Here is a 26,669-nt window from a genome sequence, read left to right on the forward strand (position 1 = left end):
CTCGGGCGCGGCGGGCCTGGGCATGCGCGCCCGCTACGCGGCCAAGGGCGCGCTGCGGGCCGGGCGCGACGGCGCCCTGGCACTGGTCAGCGCCGCCCGCCGGGACGAGGCGAGCCGGGGTCGCCACGAGGCCGCCTGCGCCGGCGCGCTGGGCATGGTGCTGGGCGCCGTCGGCGGGCGGGTCCAGGAGTACAGTCGCGGGTCCCGACTGCCCCGGAGGAAGAAGTGAGCGCCGGGGGCGTGGGCGCCACCGCCCCGGGAGGGCACGGCGCTCGCGGAGCGGGCACGGGCGGTGTCTCGCTCGTCGTCGCCATCCCGACCTACAGGCGCCCTGATGGCCTGGAGCGCGCCGTCGGAACCGTCCTGCCCCAGATGAGCGCCGTGGTCTCGGATGAGGCCAGTCCCGTGGCGCGGGCCGAGCTGCTCGTCATCGACAACGACCCCGCCGCCGGCGCGCGCGCCACCGCCGAGCGCCTCGCCGCCGGCCCAGGCGGAGGAGTGATGCGCTACGTCGTCGAGGAGCGCCCCGGGGTGGCCGCCGTGCGCAACCGGGCGCTCGACGAGGCCGTGGGAGCCCGCCTCCTGGTGTTCATCGACGACGACGAGGAGGCCCTCGAGGGCTGGCTCGCCTCACTGGTCGAGCTGTGGGCGCGCGAGGGGGCGCAGGCGGTGGCCGGTCATGTGCTGCCCGCCTACGACGCCGAGCCCGAGGCCTGGGTGCGCGAGGGGGGCTTCTTCGTGCGCGCCACCTGGCCCACGGGCACTGCACGGCCCGCGGCCGCCTCGAACTGCCTGCTGCTCGACCTGGACTTCCTGCGCGCTCGGGGCCTGCGATTCGACGAGCGCTTCGGCGCCACCGGCGGGGAGGACACGCTGCTCACCCGCTCGCTCGTGGCCGCCGGCGGGACGCTCCTGTGGTGCGCGGAGGCCCGAGTGGTCGACCATGTGCCCGCGCAGCGCCTGGACCGGGCCTGGATCCTGCGGCGGCAGCGCAGTCACGCCGCCACCTCCGTCCGGGTCGATCTCGCCCTGGCGGGCGCGGGGAGCCGCGCCGCTCGCGCGCGGATCCGGGGCAGGGCCCTCATCGGGGGCGCGGCGCGCGTCGTCGCCGGCGCGGGGCGCGGGGGCGCGGGGATCATCCTGCGCTCCACGGCTCACCGCGCCAGGGGGGCCCGGCTCATGGCCCGCGGCGCGGGTATGGTCTCCGCCGCACTGGGCGGCTCGGGCCACGCCGAGTACGGCCGCTCCTGAGGCATCGGCCCGCCGGTCCCGACGCCGTCGAGCCGGTGGCCGTGCGCCGCGCGGTCAGCGGCGGTGGCGCATCGAGGGCGGGAAGAGCTCGGAGGAGGCCGGCGGGGGCGTGTAGTCCTCAGCGGATGAGGGAACTGCCATATTCGATGCCGTCGGACTCGCGGCGCGATCGGCGCGCGGGGCGCCGCCGTCCGCGTGCGGGGTGACGGCCCCGGCGGTCCTGCGTCCCTCCCCGCGGCGCCCCGTGAAGCCGGCGCGCCGCAGCAGGATGACGATCGCGGCGCCGATCGCGGTGCCGAAGAGGGCGCCGTTGAGCGCGTAGCGCCCGGGGATGGGCGAGATGGGCGCGGTGGGCAGCGTCGCCGGGTCCTGCTCCTCCACGGTCAGTGACTGCCCGTCCTTGTACCCCCACTTGCTCACGGCCTTCTTGAAGGCGTCCACCTCGGCCTCGGCCACCGCGTGGGCCTGGTCCGCGGAGGGGGCCTTGGCGGTGATGTCGATGAAGAGGGTGTTCTCCCGGGCGCTCAGGGTGAGCATCCCCTTGACCGCGGCGGGCTCGAGGCCCGTGCTCGCCGCGACCTCGCCCAGGACGCCCTGGGTGGTGCCCAGCTCGACGAGCGTGGGCATGAGGAGGGAGTTCTGACCGGAGGCTGTGCCGAGGTCCTGTCCGCCGCTCTCGCGGCTCGACGTCGAGATGACGACGCTGGCGTGCGAGGAGTAGATGGGGGTGCTCATGATCGCGATGAGGAACCCGGCCAGGGCGCCGAGGGCGATGTGCAAGATGAGGACGGGGGCATGCCTGCGCAGCAAGCGGAGGATCTCGGCCGGCTCCATATGCGTGTGGTTCCTTCAGGATGAGTGAGTGGTGGCCCGCGCGCGAGCCGTCATGGGTACACGGTAGACCAAGGTCTAGGCCGGGCTCCTCCCGTGCCGGTGGTCGCGGATTCAGGCCGCGCGCCCGCTCCGCCGCCCGGGGCCGGGGCCATCGGGGAGGGCATGGAGAGTGTCGCTGACCCGGCGGTCCGCCGCCCGCGACCGCGGCACCGGGTCGCGGTGGGCACAGGCGGGCGGCAGGGCGAGTTCTCGGGCCGTCTGCTTGATCGAGATATCTGACACATAGTCGGCCCGCACCCATGCCCCCACGGAGGTGTTGCCCGAGCGCGGCACGAGGATGAGGAGCGCGATCGCCTGGAGCGCCGGGGCCCGGCCGGCGCCCACGGGCGGATGAGGCGGCGGGGAGCGCTCAGCCGTCGGGACGTGACGTCGGCGCCCATTCTCGCAATGCTCGTCATGACAGGGAGTACCCGGCGTCATCCTCGGAGACGACCGGGATGCTCTCGATGATCCCCAAACCCGGGATGCGCACCTCGACCGGTTCGGAGCCGGTAACGGCCTCGAAGAATGCGAAGAGCTCAATCGTGCCCGGTGCCGCTTGCGAGGAGACTTCGGGATGATCGATCACCGGGGTCAGGGCCATGCCGCGGGTCAGCGAGAGCAGGCGGATGCCCGAGGGCGCGAGGAGCGATGCCCGGCCCCCCGCCGGGGTCTCCTCCTGATCGGTCACCGCAGCACCGCCGGCATCTTCGAAGGCCTCGGTGCGGATGAGCAGGTCCTGGCCGCCGTCGGCGACCGCGACTCGCAGCACCGTCCAGTCCCCGAGGAGGGCGGCGGGCCCGAGCTGGATCGTGCCCGCGGCGGGAGCGGCGGGAGCGGCGCGCCCGGCGCTGATCGGTCGCGGGCCTGTTCGGGGGAGGCCTCGCCGGCCGACATCGCTCGATGGGGCGGGAGCGGCAGTGGCAGCGGGCGACGCCAGTGCGACGGCGGTCGGGGCCATCAGCGCGATGGCGGGCGCCGCGGTGGCAGCGCGCAGGAGGGCTCTCCGGGGGATCATGGGCTTCTCCGAATCAGTGGTTGCTGGCATGAGGGTCGGACTCGCGTCGGGCGCCGCGATGGCGGATCACAGAGCGGGCAGGGAGCCGATATCGGCGCGCATGACGCCGATCGCGCCCTGCGCCAGGGCACGATCCACAGCCCTCTGGGAGGAGCAGATGTGTCCGAGGATCGGTTTGCCGTAGGAGCGCGCAGTGGCCCACGCGGCGGTGCCGGCCTCCCAGGGAATGCCGATGAGGTCCCAGTGGCGGGCCCACTGAGCGGCCTGCCCGGAGGTGATGTGCCGCTCGTAGAAGTACCCCCAGGTGGTGAAGCCGCGGGCTCGGCAGGCCTTGGCGAACCAGGTGGCGTCACCGAAGTACTTGATGATCGTGCGCTCGGGGTCGAGCCAGGGCAGGTAGGTGGACAGTTGCCCGACGGAGTACTTCGGGTCGACGAACAGCACGTGGTCGCGCCCGAAGGCCGCCTGCAGGTCCTGCAGGCGGATGATCGGCTCTCCCCGGGTGCGGTACTTGCGCACCTGTGCCCAGGTCAGTTGGGAGATCGGAGTCGCCGGCGCGGTTGGGTCGACGCCCTGCAGATTCACATTGTGAACACCCACGGGCACGCCGTCGGAGGTGAGCGTGAAGCTGAACTCCAGGGCCGGGACGCCGCGGGCCACGCACTGGGTGTAGGCGAGCAGGCTTATCTCCGGCCAGCTCGCCGAGCCCCCGCGGTGCGCCACCGTCCACTTGCGGGAGGCGAGGAGCGAGGACACCGTGTGAGCGGTCCGTTTGCGCTCCGCGGCGGGCAGTGGCGTGGGGGCGCCCCCGGCGCCGACCACCTCCACGCGCGCCAGCTCCGTGACGGCTGGGGTCAGCGAGAGTGAGGCCCAGGCCGTCGTCGTCGCCGGGTGCGGGTCGGGGTTCAGTTCACCGCCGGTGGATGTGAGCACCGCGCGGATCGTCGACCAGGAGGCCGATGCGCTCGCGGCCCCGGAGGCGATCACCCTGCCCCCGGTGATGGTGAAGGCGTCCAGGGGGGTGAAGCGGGTGCCGTGCTCTTGAGCGAGGATCAATCCCTGCTCCGGGATCGTCGGGGGCGTCGAGCTCCATGTGGTGATCCTGGGGATCGAGTCCCGCTTGACCCCGTCGAGCGCCAGGAGGAGGCCGCGCAATCGGGCCCCTGTCCTATTGCTCGGGTTCCACCAGGTCACGTCCAGGGCGTCGGCGACGGACGAGGCCCAGCGCCAGGCGATGTAGCCCGAGCGGCCGGCGGAGTCCGAGCCGTCGGTGTAGGCGTGCTCCCAGCCGTCCGGGACGGCTGGGCGGCCGAGATGCCCGAACTGGGAGGCGACGACGAGGACGAGCAGATCCCCCTCGTGCGCGGTGACGGAGAGGGGTGCGGCAGTGGCGGAGGTGCCCTCGGCCGACGACATGGCACGGATTGTGATCATGGGAGCTCCGGTGTCGGGCCTCGCCGCTCGTTGGGGGGAGGGTGGCGAGGATGGGCGGTGGCGGTCCGGAACAGTCCGAACAGGGGACCATGGTGCCTTGCCCGAAGGGACTATTGCGGCTCCATCGTGCCGATAGTTCCGCTCCGTGATCAAGTCGCGGCGAAAAAGTGAGAGACTGTACGCCGCACAGGAGCGCGCCCGATTCCCGAGGAACCGGGCGCGGCCTGCGCATTCCGCCCTGGTGTAGTGGCAGCACGCAGGCCTTTGGAGCCTTGAGGCCCGGGTTCGAATCCTGGGGGCGGAACCGGCGCGCGGCGTCGTAGGATGTGCCCGTACCGGCCCGCTCGGCCAGCACGGGGCGTCATGCTCCCGGCAGCGCCGCAGACGCCCATCTCGAGCGAGAAGAGGACTCGTGGCTCCCACCACTCCCGCCGCCGTCATCGTCATGGCCGCAGGCAAGGGCACCCGCATGCGCTCCGCCACCCCCAAGGTCCTGCACCGCATCGGCGGGCGCAGCCTCCTCGACCACGCCGTCACCGCGGCCCGGGGCCTGGGGCCCGAGCGCCTCGTCGTCGTGGTCCGCCACGAGCGCGACGCCGTCGTCGCCCACCTGGCGCAGGTCGCCCCCGACGCCATCCCCGCCGATCAGGATGAGATCCCCGGCACCGGCCGCGCCGTGGCCTGCGGCCTGGCGGCACTGCCCGAGGAGGCCGGCGGCGCCGTCGTCGTCACGAGCGGGGACGTGCCCCTGCTCGACACCGCCACCCTGTCCGCCCTCGTGGCCCAGCACCACGAGCGGGGCGACGCCGTGACCCTCCTCACCGCCGTCGTCGACGACCCGCACGGCTACGGCCGCGTCGTGCGCGAGCCGGACGGCACCGTCTCAGCGATCGTCGAGCAGCGCGACGCCACCGAGGCCCAGCGCGCCATCACCGAGATCAACGCCGGCGTCTACGTCTTCGACCTGGCGCACCTGCGCGCCGCCCTGGCCACCCTGGGCACGGACAACGACCAGGGCGAGGTCTACCTCACCGATGTCGTCGCCCACGCCCATGCCGCGGGCCGCTCCACCTCCGCGCTCGTCGTGGCCGACCACTGGCTCGTCGAGGGCTGCAACGACCGGGCCCAGCTCGCGGCCCTCGGCGCCGAGCTCAACCGCCGCATCCTCGCCCGCGCGATGGAATCCGGCGTCGGCGTCGTCGATCCCTCCTCCACCTGGGTCGATGTCACCGTCGAGATCGGCCCGGACGCGTCCTTGGAACCCGGCGTCCTCCTGAGGGGCGCCACCCGCATCGGCCCCGGCGCCCGCATCGGCGCCTACGCCATCCTCGCCGACGTCGATATCCCGGCGGGCGCTGTCGTGGCGCCCTTCGCCCAGTACGACGCCGAGACGCCGGTTCCCGTCCAGGGCTCCGGCACCACAGGCGCGTGACCGCCCCGGCCCCGCGCACCGACCGGGCCCGGCGGGCCCGAACGAAGGGAATCACTTCATGACGGGCATCATCACCAGCGGCGAGAAGCGACTGGTCATCGTCTCCGGCCGGGCCCACCCGCAGCTGGCCCTGGATGTGGCGCGCGAGCTGGGCACCGAGGTCCTGTCCTCGACCGCCTACGACTTCGCCAACGGCGAGACCTACGTCCGCTTCAACGAGTCGGTGCGCGGCTGCGACGTCTTCGTCGTGCAGTCCCACGGGGACCGCGTCAACGACTGGCTCATGGAGCAGCTCATCATGGTGGACGCCCTCAAGCGCGCCTCGGCCAAGCGCATCACGGTGGTCGCCCCCTTCTTCCCCTACGCGCGCCAGGACAAGAAGCACCTGGGCCGCGAACCCATCAGCGCCCGCCTGGTGGCCGACATGTACGCCGCGGCGGGCGCGGACCGCATCATGAGCGTCGACCTCCACACCGCTCAGGAGCAGGGCTTCTTCGACGGCCCCTGGGATCACCTGTGGGCCCAGCCCGTGCTCGTGGACTACATCAAGGGCCGACTCGACGTGACCAACGCCGCCGTGGTCTCCCCGGACGCCGGCCGCATCCGCGTCGCCGAGCGATGGGCCAACGCCCTGGGGGGCTCGCCGTTGGCCTTCGTCCACAAGACCCGGGACATCACCCGCCCCAACGAGGCCGTGGCCAACCGCGTCGTCGGCGACGTCGAGGGGCGCTCCTGCGTGCTCGTCGACGACATGATCGACACCGGCGGCACCATCGCCAAGGCCGTCAAGGTGGTCCTCGACGCCGGCGCGAAGGACGTCATCGTCGCCGCCACCCACGGGGTGCTCTCCGGCCCCGCCATCGAGCGCCTGGCCACCTGCGGCGCCCGGGAGGTCGTCATCACCGACACCCTGCCGATCCCCCCGGAGAAGCGATTCGAGCAGCTCACCGTCCTGCCCATCGCCCCGCTCCTGGCCCGCGCCATCAAGGCGGTCTTCGACGACGGCTCCGTCGCCGAGCTCTTCGACGCCGCCGGAGTGTGAGGCGAATCATAGTCAGTGCGGCACCATTGCGCCGTGCTCGCGCCGTGGCGGAAGGCCCCGTCCTCCTCGGCTCCTCCGAACGTTGGAGTGGCACTCCGACGCAGGTCGGATGGGATGGACGAATCGGTGTTATCGAAATGATATCAAAGTGATGGGTGGCGCTTTTCGGGATGAATGCACCCATAACCAGGTACGCTGTCGTTCCGACATCCTGTGCCATACACTCGACGCAGCGCCCGTGCGTTCCCCAACTGCAGGCGCCATGCCCTGATCAAAGGCGAACCTCGATGTTCCCTTGGTTCCTCACACAGTCCCGGAGTGTCTATCACCGTGAGTGCTCACCGCTCTATGCGCAGATTGGCCGCACTGGCCGCCTGCTTGCCCATGACCCTGGCATTCCTGCCCGCAGCGGCCGCCCCCGCCGCCGCCGCGGAGGCCGATGCCTCGGGTCGACCCCAGTCCACTTACACGGCCGACCCCCTGCCCACTGTGCAGATCAATGGCGTCGTGTGGGACCAGCTCATCGTCGGCGACATCGTGTACGTCGTCGGCTCCTTCTCCCAGGCCCGCCCGCACGGCGCCCCCGCCGGCTCCCAGGAGACGCCCCGGGCCAACATGCTGGCCTACCGCCTGAGCACCGGTGAGCTCATCGATGGCTTCGCCCCCGAGCTCAACGGCGCCGGGCGCGCGCTCGCCCTGTCCGACGACGGGCGCACCCTCTACGTCGGCGGCGACTTCAACAAGGTCAACGGCGAGTGGCACAGCGCAATGGCCGCCTTCGACATCTCCGCTTCCACCGGCACCCTCATCTCCTCCTTCCGGCCCATGTTCCAGACTACCGTGCGGGCCATCGACGTCCACGGCGGCACGGTCTACGCCGGCGGCGCCTTCAAGCACGTCAACGGTGTCCAGCGCCTCAAGGCGGCTGCGGTGAGCGCCTCCACCGGTGAGACCCTCTCCTGGGCGCCCAGCGCGGAGGGCACCAACTCCCAGGTCTGGTCCCTCCAGGTCTCGCCCGACGGCTCCAAGGTCGCCCTCGGCGGCTCCTTCACCACGCTCAACGGCTCCCGCAACCCCGGCTACGGCCTCGCCCTCGTCTCCGCCTCCGACGGCACCGTGCTGTCCACCCCCGTCAACTCCCAGGTCCGCAACGGCGGCGTCTACGGCGCCATCACGGACCTCAAGACCGACGGCACCAGCCTCTACGGAACCGGCTACTCCTACTCCGTGCGCAACGCCAACCTGGAGGGCTCCTTCAAGGCCGACTGGGATGGCAACATGATCTGGGTGGAGCCCTGCCACGGCGACTCCTACGCCGTCTTCCCCACGAGCGATCAGGTCTACATCGCCAGCCACGCCCACTCCTGCGAGACCATCGGCGGATTCGCGGATTCCTACTACAAGGACGAGGGGGGCGTCAAGCGCCAGCGCCAGTACCGCCTCACCTCCTTCACCAACTCCCCCGACGTGACCGTCTCCCGCAAGGGCACCGATGGCTACAAGGACTGGTCGGGCAACCCGGCCCCCAGCATCGTCGACTGGTTCCCGGACCTGTCCGCCGGCACCTACACCGGCCTGGGCCAGGGAGCCTGGGATGTCACCGGCAATGACCAGTACGTCATCGCCGGGGGCGAGTTCCTCGCCGTCGACGGCAAGGCCCAGCAGGGCCTCGTCCGCTTCCCCAAGCGCGGCGCCACCAAGAGCCACGCCCCCGAGGGGAAGGCCGCAGACCTCGCCACGAGCATCTCCACCCCCGCCGACGGCGCCGTCGACGTCGCCTTCACCCCCACCTGGGACCGCGATGACTCCACCCTCACCTACTCGCTCTACCGCGATGGCGCCGCGACGCCCGCGAGCACGCTGACGGTCTCGGACCGCTTCTGGAGCCGTGAGTCCCGCAAAACCCTGCGCGACAACCGCGCCCCCGCGGGCGAGCACACCTACACGCTCGTCGTCTCCGACGCGGGCGGCAACACCCTGGCCAGCGACCCGATGAGCGTCACCGTCGCCAAGGGCCCCGACCTCGACGACCTCGACACCGGCGCCGCCGACCTGGGCGCCAAGCACCTGTGGACCTTCAACGAGCCGACCGGGACCACCTTCAAGGACGTGCTCGGCGGCGGCGACATGACCGCCACCTCAGGCGTGACGCCCGGCCAGGAGGGCTCCCGCGCGGGATCCAAGGCCCTGGGCATCGGCGGGCGCGGCAGCGCCGTCTCCTCGGCCTCCGACGGTGCCGTCCAGACACTCAGCATCGAGACCTGGGTGCGCACCACCTCCACCAGCGGCGGCGCCATCCTCAGCTACGAGGCGAACGACAGCCGCGACCGCGTGATCTACATGGACCCCGATGGCGTCATCCGCTTCGGCGTCTACCCCGGCGAGACCAAGGCCGTCGCCTCGCAGGCCGGTCTCAACGATGGGAAGTGGCACCACGTCGTCGCCACCCTGGGGGTCGCCGGGCAGTACCTCTACATCGACGGCGAGCTCGCCGCCGCCGATGGCGCGGTGACCACGGCGCAGTCCTTCTCCGGCTCCTGGCGCCTCGGCACGAGCACTCTGAGCGGCTGGCCCGGCGTGAGCCGGAGGACCCCCGGCACGCTCGATGCGACCGTCGACTCCACCGCCATCTACCACACCCAGCTGACCGCCGAGCAGATCGCCCGGCGCCTGGGCCAGGCGGCCAACGTGGCGCCCCACCCCGTCATGCGCCCGCAGGTCGCCGGCATGACCGTGACCGTTGACGGCGCCGAATCGGTGGACTCCGACGGCACGATCGAGTCCTACGAGTGGGACTTCGGCGACGGGACCACCGCCACCGGCCCCACCGCCACGCATACCTACACCGAGGCCGGCGACTACACGCTGACGCTCACGGTCACCGACAACGTCGGCGCCCGCAAGTCCGTCAGCCAGTCCATCACCGTCTCCGACGTCCCGCAGGGCCAGGGCATCATCGCCCAGGCCGATTTCACGAAGTCCCAGGAGAAGGGCTGGCCCGACGCCAAGGTCGCCGGCGCCTGGAAGGTCTCCTCCCCCTCGCGCTTCTCCTCGGCTGACGGCGCCGGTGCCATCGCGCTGAACAAGGCCGCCTGGACCTCCACGGCCATGCTGCCCAGGGTGTCCTCCTCATCGACGGAGCTGACCTCCAGCTTCACCCTCGCCGAGGCCCCCACCGGTGGTGGCGTCTACGCCTCCTTCTTCCCCCGCTCCACCGCCTCGGGCGCCTACGCCACGAAGGTCTACGTCAAGTCCACGGGCGAGGTCTTCGTGTTCCTCATCTCGCAGGTCGGCGGCAGCGAGAAGATCCTCTCCCAGATAGCGCTGCCCGGCCGCTGGGACGTGGGCAAGAAGATCAACGTGAAGACCTCCGCCGTCGGCACGGGAACCACGTCCCTGGCCACCACCGTGTGGCTCGACGGCGAGCAGGAGCCCACCACGCCCACCCTGACCGCCACGGATGCCACCGAGCAGATCCAGGGGGCCGGCTCGGTCCTCATGTCGGCCTACCTCTCCGGCTCGGCGACCTCCTTGACCAACAAGATCCTGGTCTCCGATTTCCGGGCCCGCTCCATCGAGCAGTGACCGGCGACTGACCCGGGCGCACCGACCGACGGCCGATCCCCTCACCGCCGCCGGTCGGTGCGCCCCACCCGTTCCCAACGATCCCACGGAAGGCACCATGTCACTTCAGGGAAGTCCCCGTATCCTCCGGGCCTCCGCCCTCGTCCTGGCGGCGGCGATCCTCGTCGGCTGCTCGAACGACTCCGCGTCGACCGACGCCGCGGCCACCGAGTCCGTGCCGCCGGTGACCACCACCGAGACGGCCGGCGCCACCACCGCGCCAACCCCCGTGGCCGCCACCTCTGCGGGGCAGTCCCCCGACGGCGACGCCCCCGATGCGCAGTCCGCTGACGGCCAGGGCCTCCAGCCCGGCCAGGCCGGCTACACGGAGGCCTCGGCACCCGCTGTCGCCTTGAACGAGCCCGCCACCACCGGGGACGCGACCGTCACCATCACCTCCCTCGACTCCGTCGAGGTCTCCGGGGAGGATCTCCTCCCCGGCGAGGTCGGCGGCGCCGCGCTCCAGGTCAATCTCTCCGTCACGGCGGGCGGTCAGGACATCGACCTGTCCGGGGCGCTCGCCACGCTCACCTACGGCGAGGACGCCATCCCCGCCGCCCCACTCAGTGCCGCCGAGGGCACCGAGCTGCCCAGCAGCGTTGCCGCGGGCCAGAGCGCCACCGGGTCCTTCCGCTTCTCCGTGCCCGCGGATGCCCGCGACCGGGTGGCCGTCACCGTGACCGTCGCCCCCGGGCAGCCCGCCGTCGTCTTCCAGGGCTCCGCGTCCTGAGCGGCCACCCCGCCTGACCCGCGCTCCTGCGCGGGCGCGGGCGGTGCGTAGTAGCCTCTTGACGCCCCTGGCGGGGCGGCGTCGCGGGGAGAGAGGAGGGCCCGATCATGCAGATGCTTCTACTCGGGGCCATCGTCCTCCTGTCCTACCCGGTCATCGCGATGACCCTGTGGACGGTTCGGCGCAAGCCGATCGTCGGCGCGCGGCTCGTGGCGGCCTCCCTGGCCCTCATGGGGATCTGGATGACCGTCAACGTCGGCCTCTTCATCCCGCCCGCGGCCGGCGTCTGCATGCTCGTGTGCCTGGCGCTGGCCGCCGACTTCTCCTGGCGCCTCACCCCGGGCGACCTCCTCATCTGCGCGGGCTTCGCCCTCGTGGCGCTGTCGCTGGTGGCCGGGGCGTCCACCAATACGGTCCTGGGCGAGCTCATCCTCGACGCCGTGCCCGCCTACTTCGCCGGACGCATGCTGGTGGAGCGGATCGGCCTGAGGGACTTCGCCACCGCCATGGCCACCGTATGGCTCATCGCCGCCGCGCTCGGCTACTACGAGGCGATCACCCGCGTCAATCCCTTCGTGCTCATCGAGTTCCCCACCCGCGCCTACGCCGACTGGGCGGAGATCCAGATCCGCGCCGGCCTGCCCCGCATCGAGGGGGCCTTCGGCCACTCGATCGTCTTCGGCGTGTCCATGGCGGCGGGCATCCCCATGGTGGCCATCGCCCGCTGGCCCTCATGGGCGAGGATCGCCGGGATGGCGGCGCTCGTCGGCGTCACCCTGCCGTCCCTGTCGCGCGCGGGCATCATCGGCGCCGTCATCGCCCTCGTCCTCTCCCTGAGCATCATGCGCACCGATCTCACCCCCTCCTGGCGCTCGGCCACCCTCATCGCACTGGGAGCCGGGGTGTTCATCGCCACGCCCGTGCTGCTGAGCGTTTTCGCCAAGGCCGGTGATGAGCAGGAGGGCAGCGCGGAATATCGGGGGCAACTGCTCATCCTGGTCAAACGGCTGGTGCTCATAGGGGCCTCGCCCGCCCGCACCGTCCGCAACGGCACGGTGTACTGGGAGGGCTTCCGCTCCATCGATGACCAGGTGCTCCTGGCGGCCCTCCGCTACGGCTGGGCGCCCGTCATCCCCTTCATCATCGGCGCGCTCTACGTCGTCCTGCGCGTGCTGGGCGGCCGCGGCAACGCCGCCCAGGTCGCCATCGCCTCCATGATCCCGGCCTTCGTATCCGTCGCCTTCATCACTCAGCTGTCCACCGTGGTCTGGGTGATCGCGGGGGCGAGCGTCGCCGCCAGCGCCGCCGAGCGCGAGGGGAGGGCCGACGCCGCCGGGCTGCCCCGGGGGCGCTGGGGCCCCGGGGCCCCGGAGCCCGTCGTCGCGCCGCCCCTCGCCGACGATGCGGCAGTGGCGGGTTCCCCCGACGGGGCCCCGGAATCCGTCGTCGCGCCGAGCGCCGCCGCCCCCGGGACCGGAGCGCCGACCGTCCCGTCGGCCGACCTCGCCCGCTTCCGCCTCCCGCCGAGCCCATAACCCGGGATAGGGGCGGGGCGGTGCTCCGCCCCGAGCCGCCGGCCGGCGGGCGAGCGCCGTCCCGCCCTTCGCGCTCGGCCCCTGTCCCCGGCGCCTCTAGACTCGACGCGTGCGACTGACCGCCCTCCTCCCCCCGCTCCTGGCCGACCCCGCGATCGCCGGGCTCGTGAGAGCCGCCGCCGGCGCCGGACGAGGCGAGAACAGCGCCGTCGTCGCCCCCGGGGCGCGCCCCGCGATACTCGCGGCCATGGCGATGGGGGAGCGCGGCGTCGCCCGCGCCGTGGGCGCGGGCACGGGATCCGGGGCCGAGCCGGGCGCCACCGGCGCAGATGCCGAGGGCTCGCCGCTGCTCGTCGTCACCGCCACCGGCCGCGAGGCCGAGGAGCTCGCCGCCGCCCTCGGCTGTTACCTGCCGCCCGCCGACATCGCAGTCCTCCCCGCCTGGGAGACCCTGCCCCACGAGCGCCTCTCGCCGCGTGCGGACACCGTGGCCACCAGGCTCGCGGTCATGCGCCGCCTCGCTCACCCCGCCGAGGCGCCCACGAGCGACGGCGGCAGCGCCGACGGCCCCATCCGCGTCCTCATCATCCCCGTCCGCGCGCTTCTGGCGCCCGTCATCGACGGCCTGGGCGAGATCGAGCCCATCCGGCTCGCCCCCGGCCCCAGCGACGGCCTGGAGGCCATCGCGGCCCGCCTGGCCGACGCCGCCTACACCCGGGTGGACATGGTGGAGTCGCGCGGCGAGTTCGCCGTGCGCGGCGGCATCCTCGACGTCTTCCCCCCGACACTGCCGCGCCCCGTGCGCGTCGACTTCTTCGGCGACGACATCGAGTCCGTCTCCTCCTTCGCCGTCGCCGACCAGCGCACCGTGGAGGAGCTGAGCGGCGCCACCCTCCACCCCTGCCGCGAGCTGCTCCTCACCGACGCCGTGCGGGAGCGGGCCCGGGCGCTGACCGGGGCGATCCCGGGAGCCGCCGACATGCTCGGCAAGATCGCCGAGGGCATCCCCTGCGAGGGCATGGAGTCCCTCGCCCCCGTGCTCGCCCCCCGCATGGTGCCCGTCCTCGACCTCGTCGGGGATCGGCTCGTCGTCGCCCTGGAGCCCGAGCGCATCCGCAGGCGCGCCGAGGACCTCGTGGCCACCACCTCCGAGTTCCTCGCCGCCGCCTGGACCTCCGCCGCCTCCGGCGGCACCGTCCCCGTGGACCTGTCCGCCGCCGCCTTCGCGAGCCTCGGCGAGGCCCGGGCGCTGGCCCTGTCCACCAACCTGGGCTGGTGGTCGTTCACCTCGCTCGCCGCCTCCCCGGACGTCACAGCGCCGGCGCTGCGCGACCCGGAGGGCTACCGGGGGCGCCTCGACGAGGCCGTCAAGGACCTCGGCCGCATGGCCCGCGAGGGCTGGAGCGTCGTCGTCGCCACCGACGGCCCCGGGCCCGGCCGCCGCATGGCCCAGCTCCTCGCCGACGGCGACGTCCCCGCCCGCATCGTCACCCAGCTCGACGAACCCGCCGACCTGGGGTGGTCAGCCGCCGAGGGGCCGCGGGGCGACGGCGTCGTGCGCATCACCCAGGCCTCCGCCGGGCACGGCTTCATCGCCACCGGGCAGCGCCTCGCCCTCATCGCCGAGTCGGACCTCACCGGGCGCGCCTCCACCGGCCCGCGCGGCCCCAAGGCCCTGCCCGCCCGCCGCTCCCGGAAATCCGTCGACCCCCTGTCCCTCCACCCCGGCGACCTCGTCGTCCACGCCCAGCACGGCGTCGGGCGCTTCGTCGAGCTGCGGCGCCGCGCCGTCGGCACGGGCAAGAGCGCCGCCACCCGCGAGTACCTCGTCATCGAGTACGCGCCCTCCAAGCGCGGCCAGCCCGGCGACCGGCTCATGGTCCCCACCGACTCCCTCGACCAGGTCACCAAGTACGTCGGCGGGGACGCGCCGGCCCTGAACAGGATGGGCGGCGCCGACTGGGCCAGGACGAAGTCCAAGGCGCGCAGGGCCGTCCGCGAGATCGCCGGCGAGCTCGTGCGCCTCTACGCCGCCCGCGCCGCCGCCGCGGGGCACGCCTTCGGCCCCGACACACCCTGGCAGGCCGAGCTCGAGGAGGCCTTCCCCTACACCGAGACCCCCGACCAGCTGGCCACCATCGACGACGTCAAGGCCGACATGGAGAGGCCCCGGCCCATGGACCGCCTCATCATGGGCGACGTCGGCTACGGAAAGACCGAGGTCGCCGTGCGCGCCGCCTTCAAGGCCGTGGCCGACGGCAAGCAGGTCGCGGTCCTGGCCCCCACGACCCTGCTGGTCAGTCAGCACGCCGAGACCTTCGCCGAGCGCTACGCCGGGTTCCCCGTGCGCGTCGCCCAGCTCTCCCGCTTCCAATCCGAGGCCGAGTCCGCCCAGGTCCTGGCCGGGCTCGCCGACGGCTCCATCGACGTCGTCGTCGGCACCCACCGCCTCATCACCGGGCAGGTGCGCTTCAAGGACCTCGGCCTGCTCATCATCGACGAGGAGCAGCGCTTCGGCGTCGAGCACAAGGAGGCCCTCAAGGCCCTGCGAACCGACGTCGACGTGCTGGCCATGTCCGCCACGCCCATCCCCCGCACCCTGGAGATGGCGGTGACCGGCATCCGCGAGATGTCCACCCTGGCCACCCCGCCCGAGGACCGCCACCCCATCCTCACCTACGTGGGCGCCTGGGAGACCAAGCAGGTCGGCGCCGCCATCCGCCGCGAGCTCCTGCGCGACGGGCAGGTCTTCCTCGTCCACAACCGCGTCTCCGACATCGACCGCGTCGCCGCCCAGGTCGCCGAGCTCGTCCCCGAGGCGCGCGTGGCCACCGCCCACGGGCAGATGAGCGAGGCCCGGCTCGAGGCCGTCATCGACGACTTCTGGCACAAGGAGATCGACGTCCTCGTGTGCACGACGATCGTCGAGACCGGCCTGGACGTCCCCAACGCGAACACCCTCATCGTCGACCGCGCCGACCGCTTCGGCCTGTCCCAGCTCCACCAGCTGCGCGGGCGCGTGGGACGGGGGCGCGAGCGCGCCTACGCCTACTTCCTCTACCCCGCGGACAAGCCGCTGACCGAGACCGCCCTGGAGCGCCTGCGCACCATCGCCACCAACACCGACCTGGGCGCCGGCATGCAGGTGGCCATGAAGGACCTGGAGATCCGCGGCGCCGGGAACCTGCTGGGCGGGGAGCAGTCCGGCCACATCGCCGGGGTCGGATTCGACCTGTACGTGCGCATGGTCTCCGACGCTGTCGCCGCCTACAAGCGCTCCCTGGGGATGGGGGAGGGAGCCGGGGCGGCGGCGGACGACGACGAGGCCGAGTTGCGCATCGAGCTGCCCGTGGACGCCACCATCCCCGAGGACTACGTGCCCCATGAGCGCCTGCGCCTGGAGGCCTACACGAAGTTCGCCGCCGCCCGCAGCGATGAGCAGGTGGCCGACGTGCTGGACGAGCTCGCCGACCGCTACGGGCCCGTGCCCGAGCCGGTGGCGCGCCTGGCCGCGCTGGCCCGCCTGCGCGCTCTCGCGGCCGGTGTCGGCGTGCGCGAGATCGTGGCGCAGGGCAAGTCCATCCGCTTCGCGCCCGTGGAGCTGCCCGAATCCGGCCGGATGAGGCTCACCCGCCTCTACCCGGGCACGACGATCAAGCCCGCCACTCGCACCATCGTGGTGCCCGCACCCGGCGCGGCGCGCATGGGCGGCGGGCCGATCGAGGGGGAGGCCCTCCTGCGCTGGGCCGAGGTGCTGCTGCGCGCCGTCGTGGCGGGCGAGGCCGACTACGAGGCCGAGGCCGCCGCCTACCGGCGCCGCCGCTGATCGATCCTTCGCCCCGACCTTCGCCCCGAGTGGTGCGGGATTCACCGACTGGTGCGGGTAGGACGCTCCACTCGGTGTGGACGGCGCCACTCGGGGATACGATGGCCCGGTGACTCGCCGTGAGAACAGGAGAAGCACTGTGACCACCCCCCGGATCGCCTCCCGCGCGCCCCGACTCCTCGCCGCCTCCGCCGCCCTCCTGCTCGGCGCCTCCGCCCTGGGGGCCTGCTCCGCTCAGCCCGGCATCGCAGCCACCGTCTCCTACACCGGGCTCGACGGCGCCACGCACTCGACGACGATCACGGAGAAGGGCCTTCAGGAGGTCGCCGAAGAGCTCAAGCCGCTGAACTGGCCCGTCTCCGAGACGCTCATGCGCCTCGTCTCAGCCGACCTCATCGAGGAGGTCTGCGCGGCCCAGGGGCTCACAGTGAGCGATGAGCAGGTCGACCTCCTGCTCGACGACCAGGTCGGCGAGGGTGAGCACTCCGTCCAGGCGCGGCGGGCGATGCGCGCCGGCTACCTGTACGGCGTCATCTCCAACCCCGGCGAGGGCGGCATCGACGCCCCGCGGGCCGTGCAGGCGCAGGCCGACATCCAGCGGATCAATGGCGCCGCGGATATCGAGGTCTCCCCGCGCTACTCGAGGGCCCGCCCCTGGATCCTCGAGCCCTCCCGGGTCGAGCCCGTTTCCCCGGAGCACGGCGCGCAGCAGCCGGGCGCGCGCTGACGCCGGGTCTCTGCCGGGTCCCTGCTGCGCCTCGTGCCCGGAGCCGGGCGCGAGGCGCATTCTCGCCCGGCGTGAACGACGCCGATCCGAGGACCATGGCCCTCGTGCGGACCTGCTCGTCCCGGTAGGCTTGGGCTCGCATCCGGATCACCCCGATCGGTTCACACGACAAAGGAGCACCAAGTGGCCCTCATCGAGAACGTTCACGCCCGCGAGATCCTCGACTCCCGCGGCAACCCGACCCTCGAGGTCGAGATCCTCCTGGAGGACGGCTCCTTCGCCCGCGCCGCCGTCCCCTCGGGCGCCTCCACCGGCGCCTTCGAGGCCGTCGAGCTGCGCGATGGCGACAAGGGCCGTTATCTCGGCAAGGGCGTCGAGAAGGCCGTCGCTAACGTCAACGAGACCATCGCCCCCGAGATCATCGGCTACGACGCCGCCGACCAGCGCGGTCTCGATCAGCTCATGATCGACCTGGACGGCACCCCCAACAAGGGCAAGCTCGGCGCCAACGCCATCCTCGGCGTCTCGCTGGCCGCCGCCGCCGCCTCCGCCGACTCCGCCGGCCTCGAGCTCTTCCAGTACGTCGGCGGCCCGAACGCCCACATCCTGCCCGTCCCGATGATGAACATCATGAACGGCGGCTCCCACGCCGACTCCAACGTGGACATCCAGGAGTTCATGATCGCCCCCATCGGCGCCAAGACCTTCCGCGAGGCCCTGCGCATGGGCGCCGAAGTCTACCACTCCCTCAAGGCCGTCGTGAAGGGCCGCGGCCTGTCCACCGGGCTGGGCGACGAGGGCGGCTTCGCCCCCAACCTCGACTCCAACCGCGAGGCCCTCGAGCTCATCGTCGAGGCCATCGAGAAGGCCGGCTACAAGCCCGGCGCCGATGTCGCGCTGGCCATGGACGTCGCCTCCTCCGAGTTCTTCGACGAGGCGACCAAGACGTACAACTTTGAGGGCGAGGCCCGCGACAACGCCTTCATGGTCGACTACTACGAGAAGCTCATCACCGACTTCCCGATCGTCTCCATCGAGGACCCGCTGAGCGAGGACGAATGGGACGACTGGAAGGCCCTCACCGACCGCATCGGCGACCGCGTCCAGATCGTCGGCGACGACTTCTTCGTCACCAACCCCGAGCGCCTCGCCAAGGGCATCGAGCTCGGGGCTGCCAACGCCCTCCTGGTCAAGGTCAACCAGATCGGCTCGCTCACCGAGACCCTCGAGGCCGTCGAGATGGCGCACCGCGCCGGCTACAAGTCGATGACCTCCCACCGCTCCGGCGAGACCGAGGACGTCACCATCGCCGACCTCGCCGTGGCCACCAACTCCGGCCAGATCAAGACCGGCGCCCCCGCCCGCGGCGAGCGCATCAACAAGTACAACCAGCTCCTGCGCATCGAGGAGTCCCTCGGTGAGGCCGCCGTCTACGCCGGCGCCTCCGCCTTCCCGCGCTTCAAGGCCTGATCCCAGGGCCGGGCACCGCGCCCGCCCCCGGATCAGGGCGATCTGACGCCCACCGCCTCGCGCGGGCCGACGACTGTCGGCCCGCGCGAGGCCTTTTCCCGCCACTTCCCCGACACTGCCCCGTGATCCTTCCGCGCCCATGGTCCGTACCACTCCCGGGTGCGCCTGCTTGGAGGAGGCCCGGCCCTGCGGCAGGATCGCCCCATGAGCCCGCGCCGCCCGACCCCCGCCCGCCCCAGGGCCCGCTCCGAGGCGCGCCCCACCCCGCGCACGACCGCCCGCAGTACCGGGCCCGGGCGCCTCATCGAGACCGGGGACTCCATTCGTCCCCGCCGCGCTGAGCGGACTGAGCGCACCGACCGGGACGAGCCGCCCAGCGCGGGCTCCGAGCACGGCGCGGCCCAGGCGCCCGCCGTCCAGCCGGCGCCCACCCCCATGGTCCTGCGCCTCGGCGGCCCGGAGGGCCTCGCCCTTCCCGTCCGCCTGCTCGTGCTCGCGGCCGTGCTCATCCTCGCCCTCGTCGTCGTCCTCCCCACTCTCAACAACTACCTGGCGCAGCGCGCCCGGTACGACGCCGTCACCCAGCAGATCGACGCCGCCAGGGCCACCGCCACCGCGCTCGAGCAGGAGGCGGCCCGATGGCAGGACGAGACCTATGTGCGCTCCCAGGCGCGTGAGCGCCTCTCCTACGTGATGCCTGGGGAGACGAGCTACGTCGTCGTCGGCGCCGATGAGGCGCAGGCGCAGGCGCAGGCCGACGCCGAGGCCGCCGCCAAGGAGCAGACCCGCGCCCCCTGGTACGACGCCCTCACCGAGTCCGCCATCGTCGCCGGCGGCGCATCCCCCGCCCCCACTCATACCGCCGCCCCCTCGGCGAGCCCGAGCGCCACCCCTGCGGCGCCCGCCACCCCCGAGGCCACGAGATGAGCGCGGAGCAGGCGGAGCGGAGAGCGCAGGACCGGTCGGAGGAGAATACGACGGTGCGCGAGAGTCCCGTGCCCCCATCCCCCCCGGAAGTCTCCCAGGTCGACCTCGATGCCCTGGCCGAGCAACTCGGGCGCGTGCCCCGCGGCGTCGTCTCCATCGCGGCGCGCTGCGTGTGCGGTCGCCCCACCGTCGTGCGCACGGCGCCCCGGCTCCCTGACGGCTCCCCCTTCCCCACCAGTTACTACCTCACGCACCCCGCCGCCGTGCGCGGCTGCTCCACCCTCGAGGCCGAGCACCTCATGGAGGACTTCAACGCCCGCCTCGGCCAGGACGAGGCCCTCGCCGACGCCTACCGGCGCGCCCACGAGCACTACCTCGCGGCCCGCGCCGAGCTCGGCTCCCCCCACGAGATCGAGGGCGTGAGCGCAGGCGGCATGCCCACCCGCGTCAAGTGCCTTCACGCCCTCCTCGGGCACGCCCTCGCCGCCGGCCCGGGCATCAACCCGATCGGCGACCTCACCCTGGAGGCCCTGCGCGAGCGCGGCCTGTGGGACGATCGCCGCTGCAGCTGCTGACCACTGCCGACCCTGTTCGGAGGACCCATGGCGCCCACCCGCGTCGCCGCGATCGACTGCGGCACCAACACGATCCGCCTGCTCATCGCCGACGCCCACCCCGACGGCGGGCCCACAGGCCGGCGCCTGGAGAAGGTCGAACGGCGCTCGAGGATCGTCCGCCTCGGCCAGGGCGTGGACAGGACCGGGCGCCTCGATGATGGGGCCCTCGAGCGCACCCTGGATGTCGTCGCCGACTACGCCGAGCGCATTCGGGCCACCGGCGCCCAGCGCGCGCGCTTCGTCGCCACCTCCGCCACCCGCGACGCGAGCAACCGGGACCTCTTCGTCAATGGCGTCCGGAAGCGCCTCGGCATCGAGCCCGAGGTCGTCTCCGGCGACGAGGAGGCCCGGCTCTCCTTCGCCGGCTCGCTCCTGGGCGCGCGGGGCGAGGGGCGGCGCCTCGTCGTCGACCTCGGAGGCGGCTCCACCGAGCTGGTCCTCGGCGCGCGCGCCCCCGAGGCGGCGATCTCACTGGACACCGGCTCCGTGCGCGTCACCGAGCGCTACCTCGCCGACGGCGTCACCCCCGCCGCTGAGGCCGCCGCCCGGGCGCATGTGCGCGAGCTCCTCGACCGCGCCGAGGAGGTCATGGACCTGGGCGCCACCGAGGAGCTCGTGGGCCTGGCGGGCACGATCACCACGATCACCGCCCACGCCCTGCGCCTGTCGGACTTCGACCCCGACTCGATCCACGGCTCCCGCCTGCCGCTGGGCACGATCCTGGCCTCCTGCGAGGCGATCCTTCGCTCGACGGCGGCCGAGCGCGAGTCCTGGGACTACCTTCGCCCGGGCCGGCGCGACGTCATCGCCGCCGGGGCCCTCGTGTGGTCCGAGGTCATCGGCCGGGTCGCCGAGCGCACGCGCGAGGCCGGGCGCCCCCTTGAGTCCGCGGTCACCTCGCTCACCGACATCCTCGACGGCATCGCCCTGTCCCTGGTCGAGGGCGGGGCGGACCGCCATGATTGAGGCTTCAGCGGGCGCGGGTCCGGTCCCGCCGCCCGGTTCGCCGCGCTGCCCGCACCCAGCGAGGATCGGGACGACCGAGCTCGGCGGGGACCACGCGGTCATCGCCGTGGCCACGACAGCCGACGCCCTCGATGGCGCGAGGGGCACTGGCGGCGCTGGGGGCTCGGACTCCGTGCTCGCCCAGGCGCTCGCGGCGTCCGCCGCTGGTGCGGATCTCGTGGAGCTCCGACTCGATCTGCTCGCCCCGCCCACGGAGGGTCTTGCCCCGGAGGCTCTGGCCTCCTCCTGGCACGAGGCCATCCTCGTGGTCGCCGCAGCCCTGGCCCCCACTGGCACGCCCCTGCTCGCCACCGCGCGCAGTCGACGCGAGGGCGGTGGCGCGGCCCTGGCTCCGCGCGAGCACGCCGAGGCTCTGGGTGCGCTCATCGACCTCCAGGCCGGCGGGCGCGGTGAGCGCCCCATCGCCGATGCGCTCGACGTCGAGCTGTCCACCGGCGCCCTGGCCGCCCTGGCGGAGCGGGCCCACGAAGAGGGGATCGCCGTCGTCGCATCGAGCCACGACTTCACCGCCACCCCGCCCGATGAGGAGATGCTGGAGAGGCTGGAGCGGATGGAGGCCGACGGCGCCGACTGCGCGAAGATCGCCGTCATGCCGCGCAGCGAGGAGGACGTTGACCGCGCGCTCCAGGTGGCGGCGCGGGCCCGGGCCTCCCTCAGCATCCCGGTGGCGGTCATCTCCATGGGGGAGCGGGGGCGGCGCAGCCGCCTGGAGGGCTGGCGCTACGGCTCCGCCCTGACCTTCGCCACCGTCACCGCGGATTCCGCCGCAGCCTCCGCCCCCGGCCAGCCCCCCATCGCCGCCCTCCTCCCTCTCTCCCACCGAGACCGGTCGAAAACGGCATCGAAACCGGGCGGTTCTCCACAAGCCGACTGACGCTGGGCCCTGTCCCGAGAGCATCCGGGGCGTCGGGGACTCGAAGAGTCTCGCCGAATCCCGCTACAGCGCGACGAGGGTGATCAATTCGTCGAGCCCTCGGAGATCCTCCGGATTGCGCGTGAGGAGAGGCATGTCGTCGGCGAGTTCGGTCGCGGCGATCATGAGGTCGGCGCCCCGGCGACGGGGCCGCCTCCCGGCCGCGATGACGGCGCCGGCGATCACTCCATAGGCCCGGGCGGCCTCCGCTCCGAATGGAATGGGGTCAATGAGCGACTCGACGAGTTGGAGACGCGCTTGACGGCGCGCCCGCTCGAGCGGGTCGGAGCTGAATGCCGGGCCGGCGCTCAACTCTGCCAGTGTGATGGCGCTGATCGCGAGCTCCGCAGGAAGGCGTGACTGATCGACCCGGGGCAGGTCGATGACCACGGAGGTGTCCAGGAGGGCGACGTCGACGTCAGGCATGAGGCTCAGGATCCTGGTCGATGGACGCGTCGAGATCCGCGATCCATCGCTCGTGATCGACCTCTGGAGCGCCTGCGAGTGCGGCTAGAAGAACCTCCCGCCGGACCGTCCGGCTGCGCCGCAGCGGCCGCAATTCGCCGACTGGCACCTGGTTGCGAGTCACGATGAGGGTCTTTCCCCCCGTCAGCTCGCGCATGATGACGCCGCTGTCATTGCGCAGCTCGCGCTGCCCGATCACCGCGGTCATGCCACGATCGTAGCCCCTGTTGCTACGCGGATGGCCTCGGGCGCCTCCCCACCCCGCGCTGCTGGCGTCCGGGGTGGCCCGCTTCACCGGCTCCCGCCTGGCCCGCGCGTGGCGGTGTGCCGTACTGTTGGCCCGAAACCCCGGCGAGGGACACGCGCGAGCGCGTGCATCCGTGATCGACGTGGTGGCACCGGAGCGTGCCGCGCGTCGTCGCGCCACGCCGGACCACCGACGCGCGGGGCCCGCCCCGCCTCCCCAGGAGACCCAGATGTCCAACGCCATCACCCTCAAGGCCACCGTCCGCACCGGCTCCGGCAAGGGCTCTGCCCGCCAGGCCCGCCGCGACGGCCAGTGCCCCGCCGTCGTCTACGGGCACGGCTCCGAGCCCCGCCACATCCTCCTCGAGGAGCACGCCACCCGTCTCGCCCTGCGCGGCAACGAGAACGCCCTGGTCAACATCGACCTGGAGGGCGAGGACCTGCTCGCCATCGTCAAGGACATCCAGCGCCACCCCATCCGGCCCGGCGTCCAGCACGTCGACTTCCTCCTGGTCAACCGCAATGAGCGCGTCGACGTCGAGATCCCCGTCAACGTCGTCGGCACCTCCGCTCCCGGCACCATCCACATGATCGAGCTCGACCACGTCGAGGCCACCGCGCAGGCCATCGCCATCCCCGAGGCCATCGACGTCGACATCACCGGCGTCGAGGGCGGCACCATCATCACCGTGGCCGACCTGGCGCTGCCCGAGGGCGTCGAGGCGGTCTCCGATGCCGAGCTCGCCGTCGTCAACGTGACGATCCCGACGACCCGCGCCGAGGACGAGTCCACCGAGGGCGCGGCCGCCGAGGACGGGGCCGCCCCGGCCGCCGAGTGACGCGCACACTCGGCTGATCGCCCATGAGCGACCCCTGGCTCATCGTGGGGCTGGGGAATCCCGAGGCCCGGTACGCCCATAACCGCCACAACATCGGTCACATGGTGATCGACGCGCTGGCGGGGCGGACCGGGTCTCGTCTCTCCCGCCACAAGGCCCGCGCCCGCGTCGCCGAGGCCCGCCTCGGCATCCTGCCCGGCGGCGCGCCCGGGCCCCGCGTCATCCTCGGCCGCCCGGAGGCCTTCATGAACGTCTCCGGTGGCCCGGTCAAGGCCCTCGCGCGGTTCTACGGCATCGACCCCACCGCGCGCCTGCTCGTCATCCACGACGAGCTCGACATCGACCCCCATGAGTTGCGGCTCAAGCGCGGCGGCGGCGAGGGCGGGCACAACGGACTGCGGTCGATCTCCCAGGCCCTGGGCACGCGCGATTACGCCCGCCTGCGCGTGGGCATCGGCCGACCGCCCGGCCGCCAGGACCCTGCCGACTTCGTGCTGTCCGACTTCCCGGCGCGCGAGAGCGCGGACTGGGCGGTCACCTGCGAGGAGGCGGCCGACGCCGTCGAGAGCCTGACGATCCTCGGCTTCGAGGCCGCCCAGCAGCGGCTCCACTCCGCCTGACGTCCCCGACCTCGCTGGAACGGGCGGGCTCGACACCCCCTCGGGGGTGAGACGGAGGGAGGAAGGCCGGAGGGCCCGCGCCCCACCCCGCTCAGGGCGCCATGAGCCCCGTCTCGTAGGCGACGACGACGGCCTGCACCCGGTCCCGCACGTCCAGCTTGGCCAGGACGTTGCCCACATGGGTCTTGACCGTGGTCGCGGAGACGATGAGCTCGTTCGCGATCTCCTGGTTGCTCATTCCCTGGGCCATGAGGATGAGGATCTCCCTCTCGCGGGGAGTCAGCGACATCAGGCGCGGGTCCTCGGGGTCGGGGGCGCTGACCGCGTTCGGCAGATTGCCGGCGAACATCTCCAGCATCCGCCGCGTGATACGGGGCGAGACCACCGCCTCCCCGCTGGCTACGGTGCGGATCGCCTCGGCGAGCTCGGTGGGCCGGGTGTCCTTGAGCAGGAACCCCGAGGCCCCGGCCCGCAGGCCCGCGAAGGCGTACTCGTCGAGGTCGAAGGTGGTCAGGATGAGGACGCGCGTCTGCGGGCACTCGGCGGTGATCCGCGCGGTGGCCTCGATGCCGTCCATGCCGGGCATGCGCACGTCCATGAGGATGACATCCGGTTTGAGGGCCCGGGCCTGGGCGACGGCGGCCGTGCCGTCGGACGCCTCGCCGATTACCTCGATGCCCTCCTCGGCGTCGAGGACCATGCGGAAGCCCATCCGCATGAGGGACTGGTCATCGGCCAGGATCACGCGCACCGGGGCGCCGGCGCCCTGCGATGGCGCCGCTTCGGGCGCGGGGTCGGTCCGCTCGGCCGTATCGGCCCCGCTCACATGGGCATCTGCCATGACGTGGATCCCTCCTGATCCTCCTCGTCCCAGCGCAGGACCGCGCACGCGCCATCCTGAGGCGTGGGGCACTGCTTGGACGCCCCCACCATAGACCGCGACGGGGCTCGCCGGGGCGCCGGCGCCCCTCGGGTGTCGGCACCCCGGCCCCTGCTATGGAACTCAGGCGTCTCGTTTGCAGAAGACCGCTGCGGCGATGGGCAGGGGGAGGACAGTCCAGGCGAGGAAGACCAATGCGGTCTGCGCCTGGGAGAGGAAGGTCGCTGTGCCTGAGACGCCCCACGTGCTCGCCAGGGCGAAGGGATCGGTGATCGCGGCGTCGGCGGAGGTGGGGAGCAGGCCCGCGAGCTCGGTGGCCCAGTCCCATTGCGCAGCCATGATCTGCACCGGCACCATGATGACGAAGAGGATCACGACGACGGTGGTGATGGCGCCCGCCGTGGAGCGCAGGAGGAAGCCGTAGGCGAGACCCATCAGCGCGATGGCGGCGAAGGTGAGCCCGGAGCCCCAGAAGAAGCCCAGGTAACCGCTGCTGGTGAGGGAGCCGGCGTCACCCTTGAGGAAGGGAAGGGTGGCAGCCCAGGTCGCCATGGTCGACACGGCTCCCAGGGCGAAGCCGAAGACCGCGACGACCGCGGCCTTGGCCATGAGCACTCGGCCTCGGTGGGGGGTGGCGGTCAGGGTGGAGCGGATCTGGCCGGAGGCGTACTCACTGGTGACGAGGAGCGCGGCGAGCACAGCGACGACGATGTAGCCGAAGGGCGCGCCGGAGGTGATCTCGTACTTGGCCTCGTCGGCCTTCTCCGCCACCCCGTGGTAGCCGACGGCGGTGCTAGCGCCGAAGAGCACCATGACGGCCACGGTGATGGCGGAGGTGACCCAGGTGGAGCGCAGGCTGACGAGTTTGAGCCATTCCGAGCGCAGGCTGCGCGCGAAGGTCTGCTTGCCCTTGATGGCGCTCGTGACGCCCCTGCGGGAGGCGCTGCGGCGAGTGAGGTGGATCTGATCCGCTGAGGTGAGCGCGGAAGTAGTCATCGTTGTCTCCTTGGTTGTGCGGCCGGGCGCGTTCTCAACTGCGCTGCGACCGGCCTGTTGGGGCGGTGTTGTATTCGGTGGCGCTTCCGGTGAGTTCGAGGTAGGCGTCTTCGAGGCTGGCTTTGATGGTGGTCAGCTCGTGCAGGGTGATGTTGTGGGCGGCGGCGAGTTCTCCGAT

Annotated in this window: 23 protein-coding genes, 1 tRNA gene and 2 pseudogenes; 17 read left to right on the forward strand and 9 right to left on the reverse strand. The window is 72.6% G+C overall.

Going from position 1 to position 26,669, the window contains the following annotated elements; all coding sequences use genetic code 11:
• Together B1H55_RS09715 and B1H55_RS09720 are read left to right on the forward strand one after the other, a co-directional pair.
• Positions 1-229: pseudogene (locus B1H55_RS09715) on the forward strand (glycosyl transferase family 2); the annotation flags it as partial.
• Positions 226-1,251 (forward strand): glycosyltransferase family 2 protein, encoded by a 1,026-nt coding sequence (locus B1H55_RS09720; protein WP_231952631.1) that lies wholly within the window; start codon positions 226-228, stop codon positions 1,249-1,251. The pseudogene B1H55_RS09715 and the gene B1H55_RS09720, both read left to right, overlap by 4 nt.
• A 54-nt stretch (positions 1,252-1,305) precedes the next feature.
• On the opposite strand, the gene B1H55_RS09725 is transcribed toward B1H55_RS09720, so the two are convergent.
• From B1H55_RS09725 to B1H55_RS09740, 4 genes are all read right to left on the reverse strand, one after another.
• Entirely contained in the window at positions 1,306-2,085 is a 780-nt protein-coding gene (locus B1H55_RS09725; RefSeq protein WP_077239794.1) for a YveK family protein, read from the reverse strand.
• Between the two features lie 111 nt (positions 2,086-2,196).
• Complete coding sequence (locus B1H55_RS09730) at positions 2,197-2,469, reverse strand: hypothetical protein (RefSeq protein ID WP_077239795.1); 273 nt, start codon at positions 2,467-2,469, stop codon at positions 2,197-2,199.
• 70 nt (positions 2,470-2,539) lie between these two features.
• A complete protein-coding gene (locus B1H55_RS09735) occupies positions 2,540-3,142 on the reverse strand; it encodes a hypothetical protein (protein ID WP_077239796.1) in 603 nt (200 codons plus the stop codon).
• A 66-nt stretch (positions 3,143-3,208) separates the two neighbouring features.
• Complete coding sequence (locus tag B1H55_RS09740) at positions 3,209-4,558, reverse strand: glycerophosphodiester phosphodiesterase (protein ID WP_157750287.1); 1,350 nt, start codon at positions 4,556-4,558, stop codon at positions 3,209-3,211.
• Between the two features lie 250 nt (positions 4,559-4,808).
• On the opposite strand from B1H55_RS09740, the gene B1H55_RS09745 reads away from it, so the two are divergent.
• From B1H55_RS09745 to B1H55_RS09805, 13 genes are all read left to right on the forward strand, one after another.
• Positions 4,809-4,880: transfer RNA gene (locus tag B1H55_RS09745), tRNA-Gln, on the forward strand.
• 108 nt (positions 4,881-4,988) lie between these two features.
• Positions 4,989-6,008 carry a bifunctional UDP-N-acetylglucosamine diphosphorylase/glucosamine-1-phosphate N-acetyltransferase GlmU gene (locus B1H55_RS09750; protein WP_077239798.1) on the forward strand — a complete coding sequence of 340 codons (1,020 nt, stop codon included), beginning with the start codon at positions 4,989-4,991 and terminating at the stop codon, positions 6,006-6,008.
• 58 nt (positions 6,009-6,066) lie between these two features.
• Entirely contained in the window at positions 6,067-7,050 is a 984-nt protein-coding gene (locus tag B1H55_RS09755) for a ribose-phosphate diphosphokinase (protein ID WP_077239799.1), read from the forward strand.
• Positions 7,051-7,434: 384 nt separating this feature from the next.
• Complete coding sequence (locus B1H55_RS09760) at positions 7,435-10,635, forward strand: PKD domain-containing protein (protein WP_080461712.1); 3,201 nt, start codon at positions 7,435-7,437, stop codon at positions 10,633-10,635.
• 97 nt (positions 10,636-10,732) lie between these two features.
• A complete protein-coding gene (locus tag B1H55_RS09765) occupies positions 10,733-11,404 on the forward strand; it encodes a DUF4352 domain-containing protein (protein ID WP_077239802.1) in 672 nt (223 codons plus the stop codon).
• Positions 11,405-11,511: 107 nt separating this feature from the next.
• A complete protein-coding gene (locus B1H55_RS09770; protein WP_077239803.1) occupies positions 11,512-12,939 on the forward strand; it encodes a hypothetical protein in 1,428 nt (475 codons plus the stop codon).
• 109 nt (positions 12,940-13,048) lie between these two features.
• Positions 13,049-16,765 (forward strand): transcription-repair coupling factor, encoded by a 3,717-nt coding sequence (gene mfd / locus B1H55_RS09775; RefSeq protein WP_080461713.1) that lies wholly within the window; start codon positions 13,049-13,051, stop codon positions 16,763-16,765.
• A gap of 139 nt (positions 16,766-16,904) precedes the next feature.
• A complete protein-coding gene (locus tag B1H55_RS09780; RefSeq protein WP_077239804.1) occupies positions 16,905-17,492 on the forward strand; it encodes a hypothetical protein in 588 nt (195 codons plus the stop codon).
• Positions 17,493-17,675: 183 nt separating this feature from the next.
• A complete protein-coding gene (eno, locus tag B1H55_RS09785) occupies positions 17,676-18,962 on the forward strand; it encodes a phosphopyruvate hydratase (RefSeq protein ID WP_077239805.1) in 1,287 nt (428 codons plus the stop codon).
• Positions 18,963-19,166: 204 nt separating this feature from the next.
• The gene (locus B1H55_RS13035; protein ID WP_269459589.1) at positions 19,167-19,889 is read left to right on the forward strand and encodes an FtsB family cell division protein; all 723 of its coding nucleotides are present in this window, start codon (positions 19,167-19,169) and stop codon (positions 19,887-19,889) included.
• Positions 19,886-20,464: a DUF501 domain-containing protein gene (locus B1H55_RS09795; RefSeq protein WP_077239806.1), complete on the forward strand. Its 579-nt coding sequence runs from the start codon at positions 19,886-19,888 to the stop codon at positions 20,462-20,464. Before B1H55_RS13035 ends, B1H55_RS09795 begins: the two co-directional genes overlap by 4 nt.
• A 27-nt stretch (positions 20,465-20,491) precedes the next feature.
• Positions 20,492-21,472, forward strand: coding sequence for a Ppx/GppA phosphatase family protein (locus B1H55_RS09800; protein ID WP_077239807.1), 981 nt, complete (start codon positions 20,492-20,494; stop codon positions 21,470-21,472).
• Positions 21,465-22,406, forward strand: a complete 942-nt coding sequence (locus B1H55_RS09805; protein WP_080461714.1) for a type I 3-dehydroquinate dehydratase — start codon at positions 21,465-21,467, stop codon at positions 22,404-22,406. The genes B1H55_RS09800 and B1H55_RS09805 overlap by 8 nt, the downstream gene beginning before the upstream one ends.
• 63 nt (positions 22,407-22,469) lie before the next feature.
• Here the strand turns inward: B1H55_RS09805 and B1H55_RS09810 are convergent, their stop codons facing one another.
• Both B1H55_RS09810 and B1H55_RS09815 read right to left on the reverse strand, forming a co-directional pair.
• Complete coding sequence (locus B1H55_RS09810) at positions 22,470-22,871, reverse strand: type II toxin-antitoxin system VapC family toxin (protein ID WP_077239809.1); 402 nt, start codon at positions 22,869-22,871, stop codon at positions 22,470-22,472.
• Complete coding sequence (locus tag B1H55_RS09815; protein ID WP_077239810.1) at positions 22,864-23,118, reverse strand: prevent-host-death protein; 255 nt, start codon at positions 23,116-23,118, stop codon at positions 22,864-22,866. Before B1H55_RS09815 ends, B1H55_RS09810 begins: the two co-directional genes overlap by 8 nt.
• A gap of 268 nt (positions 23,119-23,386) precedes the next feature.
• On the opposite strand from B1H55_RS09815, the gene B1H55_RS09820 reads away from it, so the two are divergent.
• Complete coding sequence (locus tag B1H55_RS09820; RefSeq protein ID WP_077239811.1) at positions 23,387-23,995, forward strand: 50S ribosomal protein L25/general stress protein Ctc; 609 nt, start codon at positions 23,387-23,389, stop codon at positions 23,993-23,995.
• A 23-nt stretch (positions 23,996-24,018) separates the two neighbouring features.
• Positions 24,019-24,615, forward strand: coding sequence for an aminoacyl-tRNA hydrolase (gene pth / locus B1H55_RS09825; RefSeq protein WP_077239812.1), 597 nt, complete (start codon positions 24,019-24,021; stop codon positions 24,613-24,615).
• Positions 24,616-24,706: 91 nt separating this feature from the next.
• On the opposite strand, the gene B1H55_RS09830 is transcribed toward pth, so the two are convergent.
• From B1H55_RS09830 to B1H55_RS12920, 3 genes and pseudogenes are all read right to left on the reverse strand, one after another.
• A complete protein-coding gene (locus tag B1H55_RS09830; RefSeq protein ID WP_073454042.1) occupies positions 24,707-25,456 on the reverse strand; it encodes a response regulator in 750 nt (249 codons plus the stop codon).
• 162 nt (positions 25,457-25,618) lie between these two features.
• Entirely contained in the window at positions 25,619-26,491 is an 873-nt protein-coding gene (locus tag B1H55_RS09835) for an ABC transporter permease (protein ID WP_077239813.1), read from the reverse strand.
• Positions 26,492-26,525: 34 nt separating this feature from the next.
• A pseudogene (locus B1H55_RS12920) lies at positions 26,526-26,669 on the reverse strand (ABC transporter ATP-binding protein); the annotation flags it as partial.

This window comes from Actinomyces denticolens (genome assembly GCF_002072185.1).
In the GTDB taxonomy this organism is placed as follows: domain Bacteria; phylum Actinomycetota; class Actinomycetes; order Actinomycetales; family Actinomycetaceae; genus Actinomyces; species Actinomyces denticolens.

What these genes read in the sequence shown, in the direction of transcription:
- B1H55_RS09725 (WP_077239794.1), bottom strand. Translation starts at nt 2,085, where the DNA reads ATGGAGCCGGCCGAGATCCTCCGCTTGCTGCGCAGGCATGCCCCCGTC.
- B1H55_RS09735 (WP_077239796.1), bottom strand. Translation starts at nt 3,142, where the DNA reads ATGATCCCCCGGAGAGCCCTCCTGCGCGCTGCCACCGCGGCGCCCGCC.
- B1H55_RS09740 (WP_157750287.1), bottom strand. Translation starts at nt 4,558, where the DNA reads ATGTCGTCGGCCGAGGGCACCTCCGCCACTGCCGCACCCCTCTCCGTC.
- B1H55_RS09755 (WP_077239799.1), top strand. Translation starts at nt 6,067, where the DNA reads ATGACGGGCATCATCACCAGCGGCGAGAAGCGACTGGTCATCGTCTCC.
- B1H55_RS09760 (WP_080461712.1), top strand. Translation starts at nt 7,435, where the DNA reads ATGACCCTGGCATTCCTGCCCGCAGCGGCCGCCCCCGCCGCCGCCGCG.
- B1H55_RS09765 (WP_077239802.1), top strand. Translation starts at nt 10,733, where the DNA reads ATGTCACTTCAGGGAAGTCCCCGTATCCTCCGGGCCTCCGCCCTCGTC.
- B1H55_RS09770 (WP_077239803.1), top strand. Translation starts at nt 11,512, where the DNA reads ATGCAGATGCTTCTACTCGGGGCCATCGTCCTCCTGTCCTACCCGGTC.
- B1H55_RS13035 (WP_269459589.1), top strand. Translation starts at nt 19,167, where the DNA reads ATGAGCCCGCGCCGCCCGACCCCCGCCCGCCCCAGGGCCCGCTCCGAG.
- B1H55_RS09795 (WP_077239806.1), top strand. Translation starts at nt 19,886, where the DNA reads ATGAGCGCGGAGCAGGCGGAGCGGAGAGCGCAGGACCGGTCGGAGGAG.
- B1H55_RS09800 (WP_077239807.1), top strand. Translation starts at nt 20,492, where the DNA reads ATGGCGCCCACCCGCGTCGCCGCGATCGACTGCGGCACCAACACGATC.
- B1H55_RS09805 (WP_080461714.1), top strand. Translation starts at nt 21,465, where the DNA reads ATGATTGAGGCTTCAGCGGGCGCGGGTCCGGTCCCGCCGCCCGGTTCG.
- B1H55_RS09810 (WP_077239809.1), bottom strand. Translation starts at nt 22,871, where the DNA reads ATGCCTGACGTCGACGTCGCCCTCCTGGACACCTCCGTGGTCATCGAC.
- B1H55_RS09815 (WP_077239810.1), bottom strand. Translation starts at nt 23,118, where the DNA reads ATGACCGCGGTGATCGGGCAGCGCGAGCTGCGCAATGACAGCGGCGTC.
- B1H55_RS09820 (WP_077239811.1), top strand. Translation starts at nt 23,387, where the DNA reads ATGTCCAACGCCATCACCCTCAAGGCCACCGTCCGCACCGGCTCCGGC.
- pth (WP_077239812.1), top strand. Translation starts at nt 24,019, where the DNA reads ATGAGCGACCCCTGGCTCATCGTGGGGCTGGGGAATCCCGAGGCCCGG.
- B1H55_RS09830 (WP_073454042.1), bottom strand. Translation starts at nt 25,456, where the DNA reads ATGGCAGATGCCCATGTGAGCGGGGCCGATACGGCCGAGCGGACCGAC.
- B1H55_RS09835 (WP_077239813.1), bottom strand. Translation starts at nt 26,491, where the DNA reads ATGACTACTTCCGCGCTCACCTCAGCGGATCAGATCCACCTCACTCGC.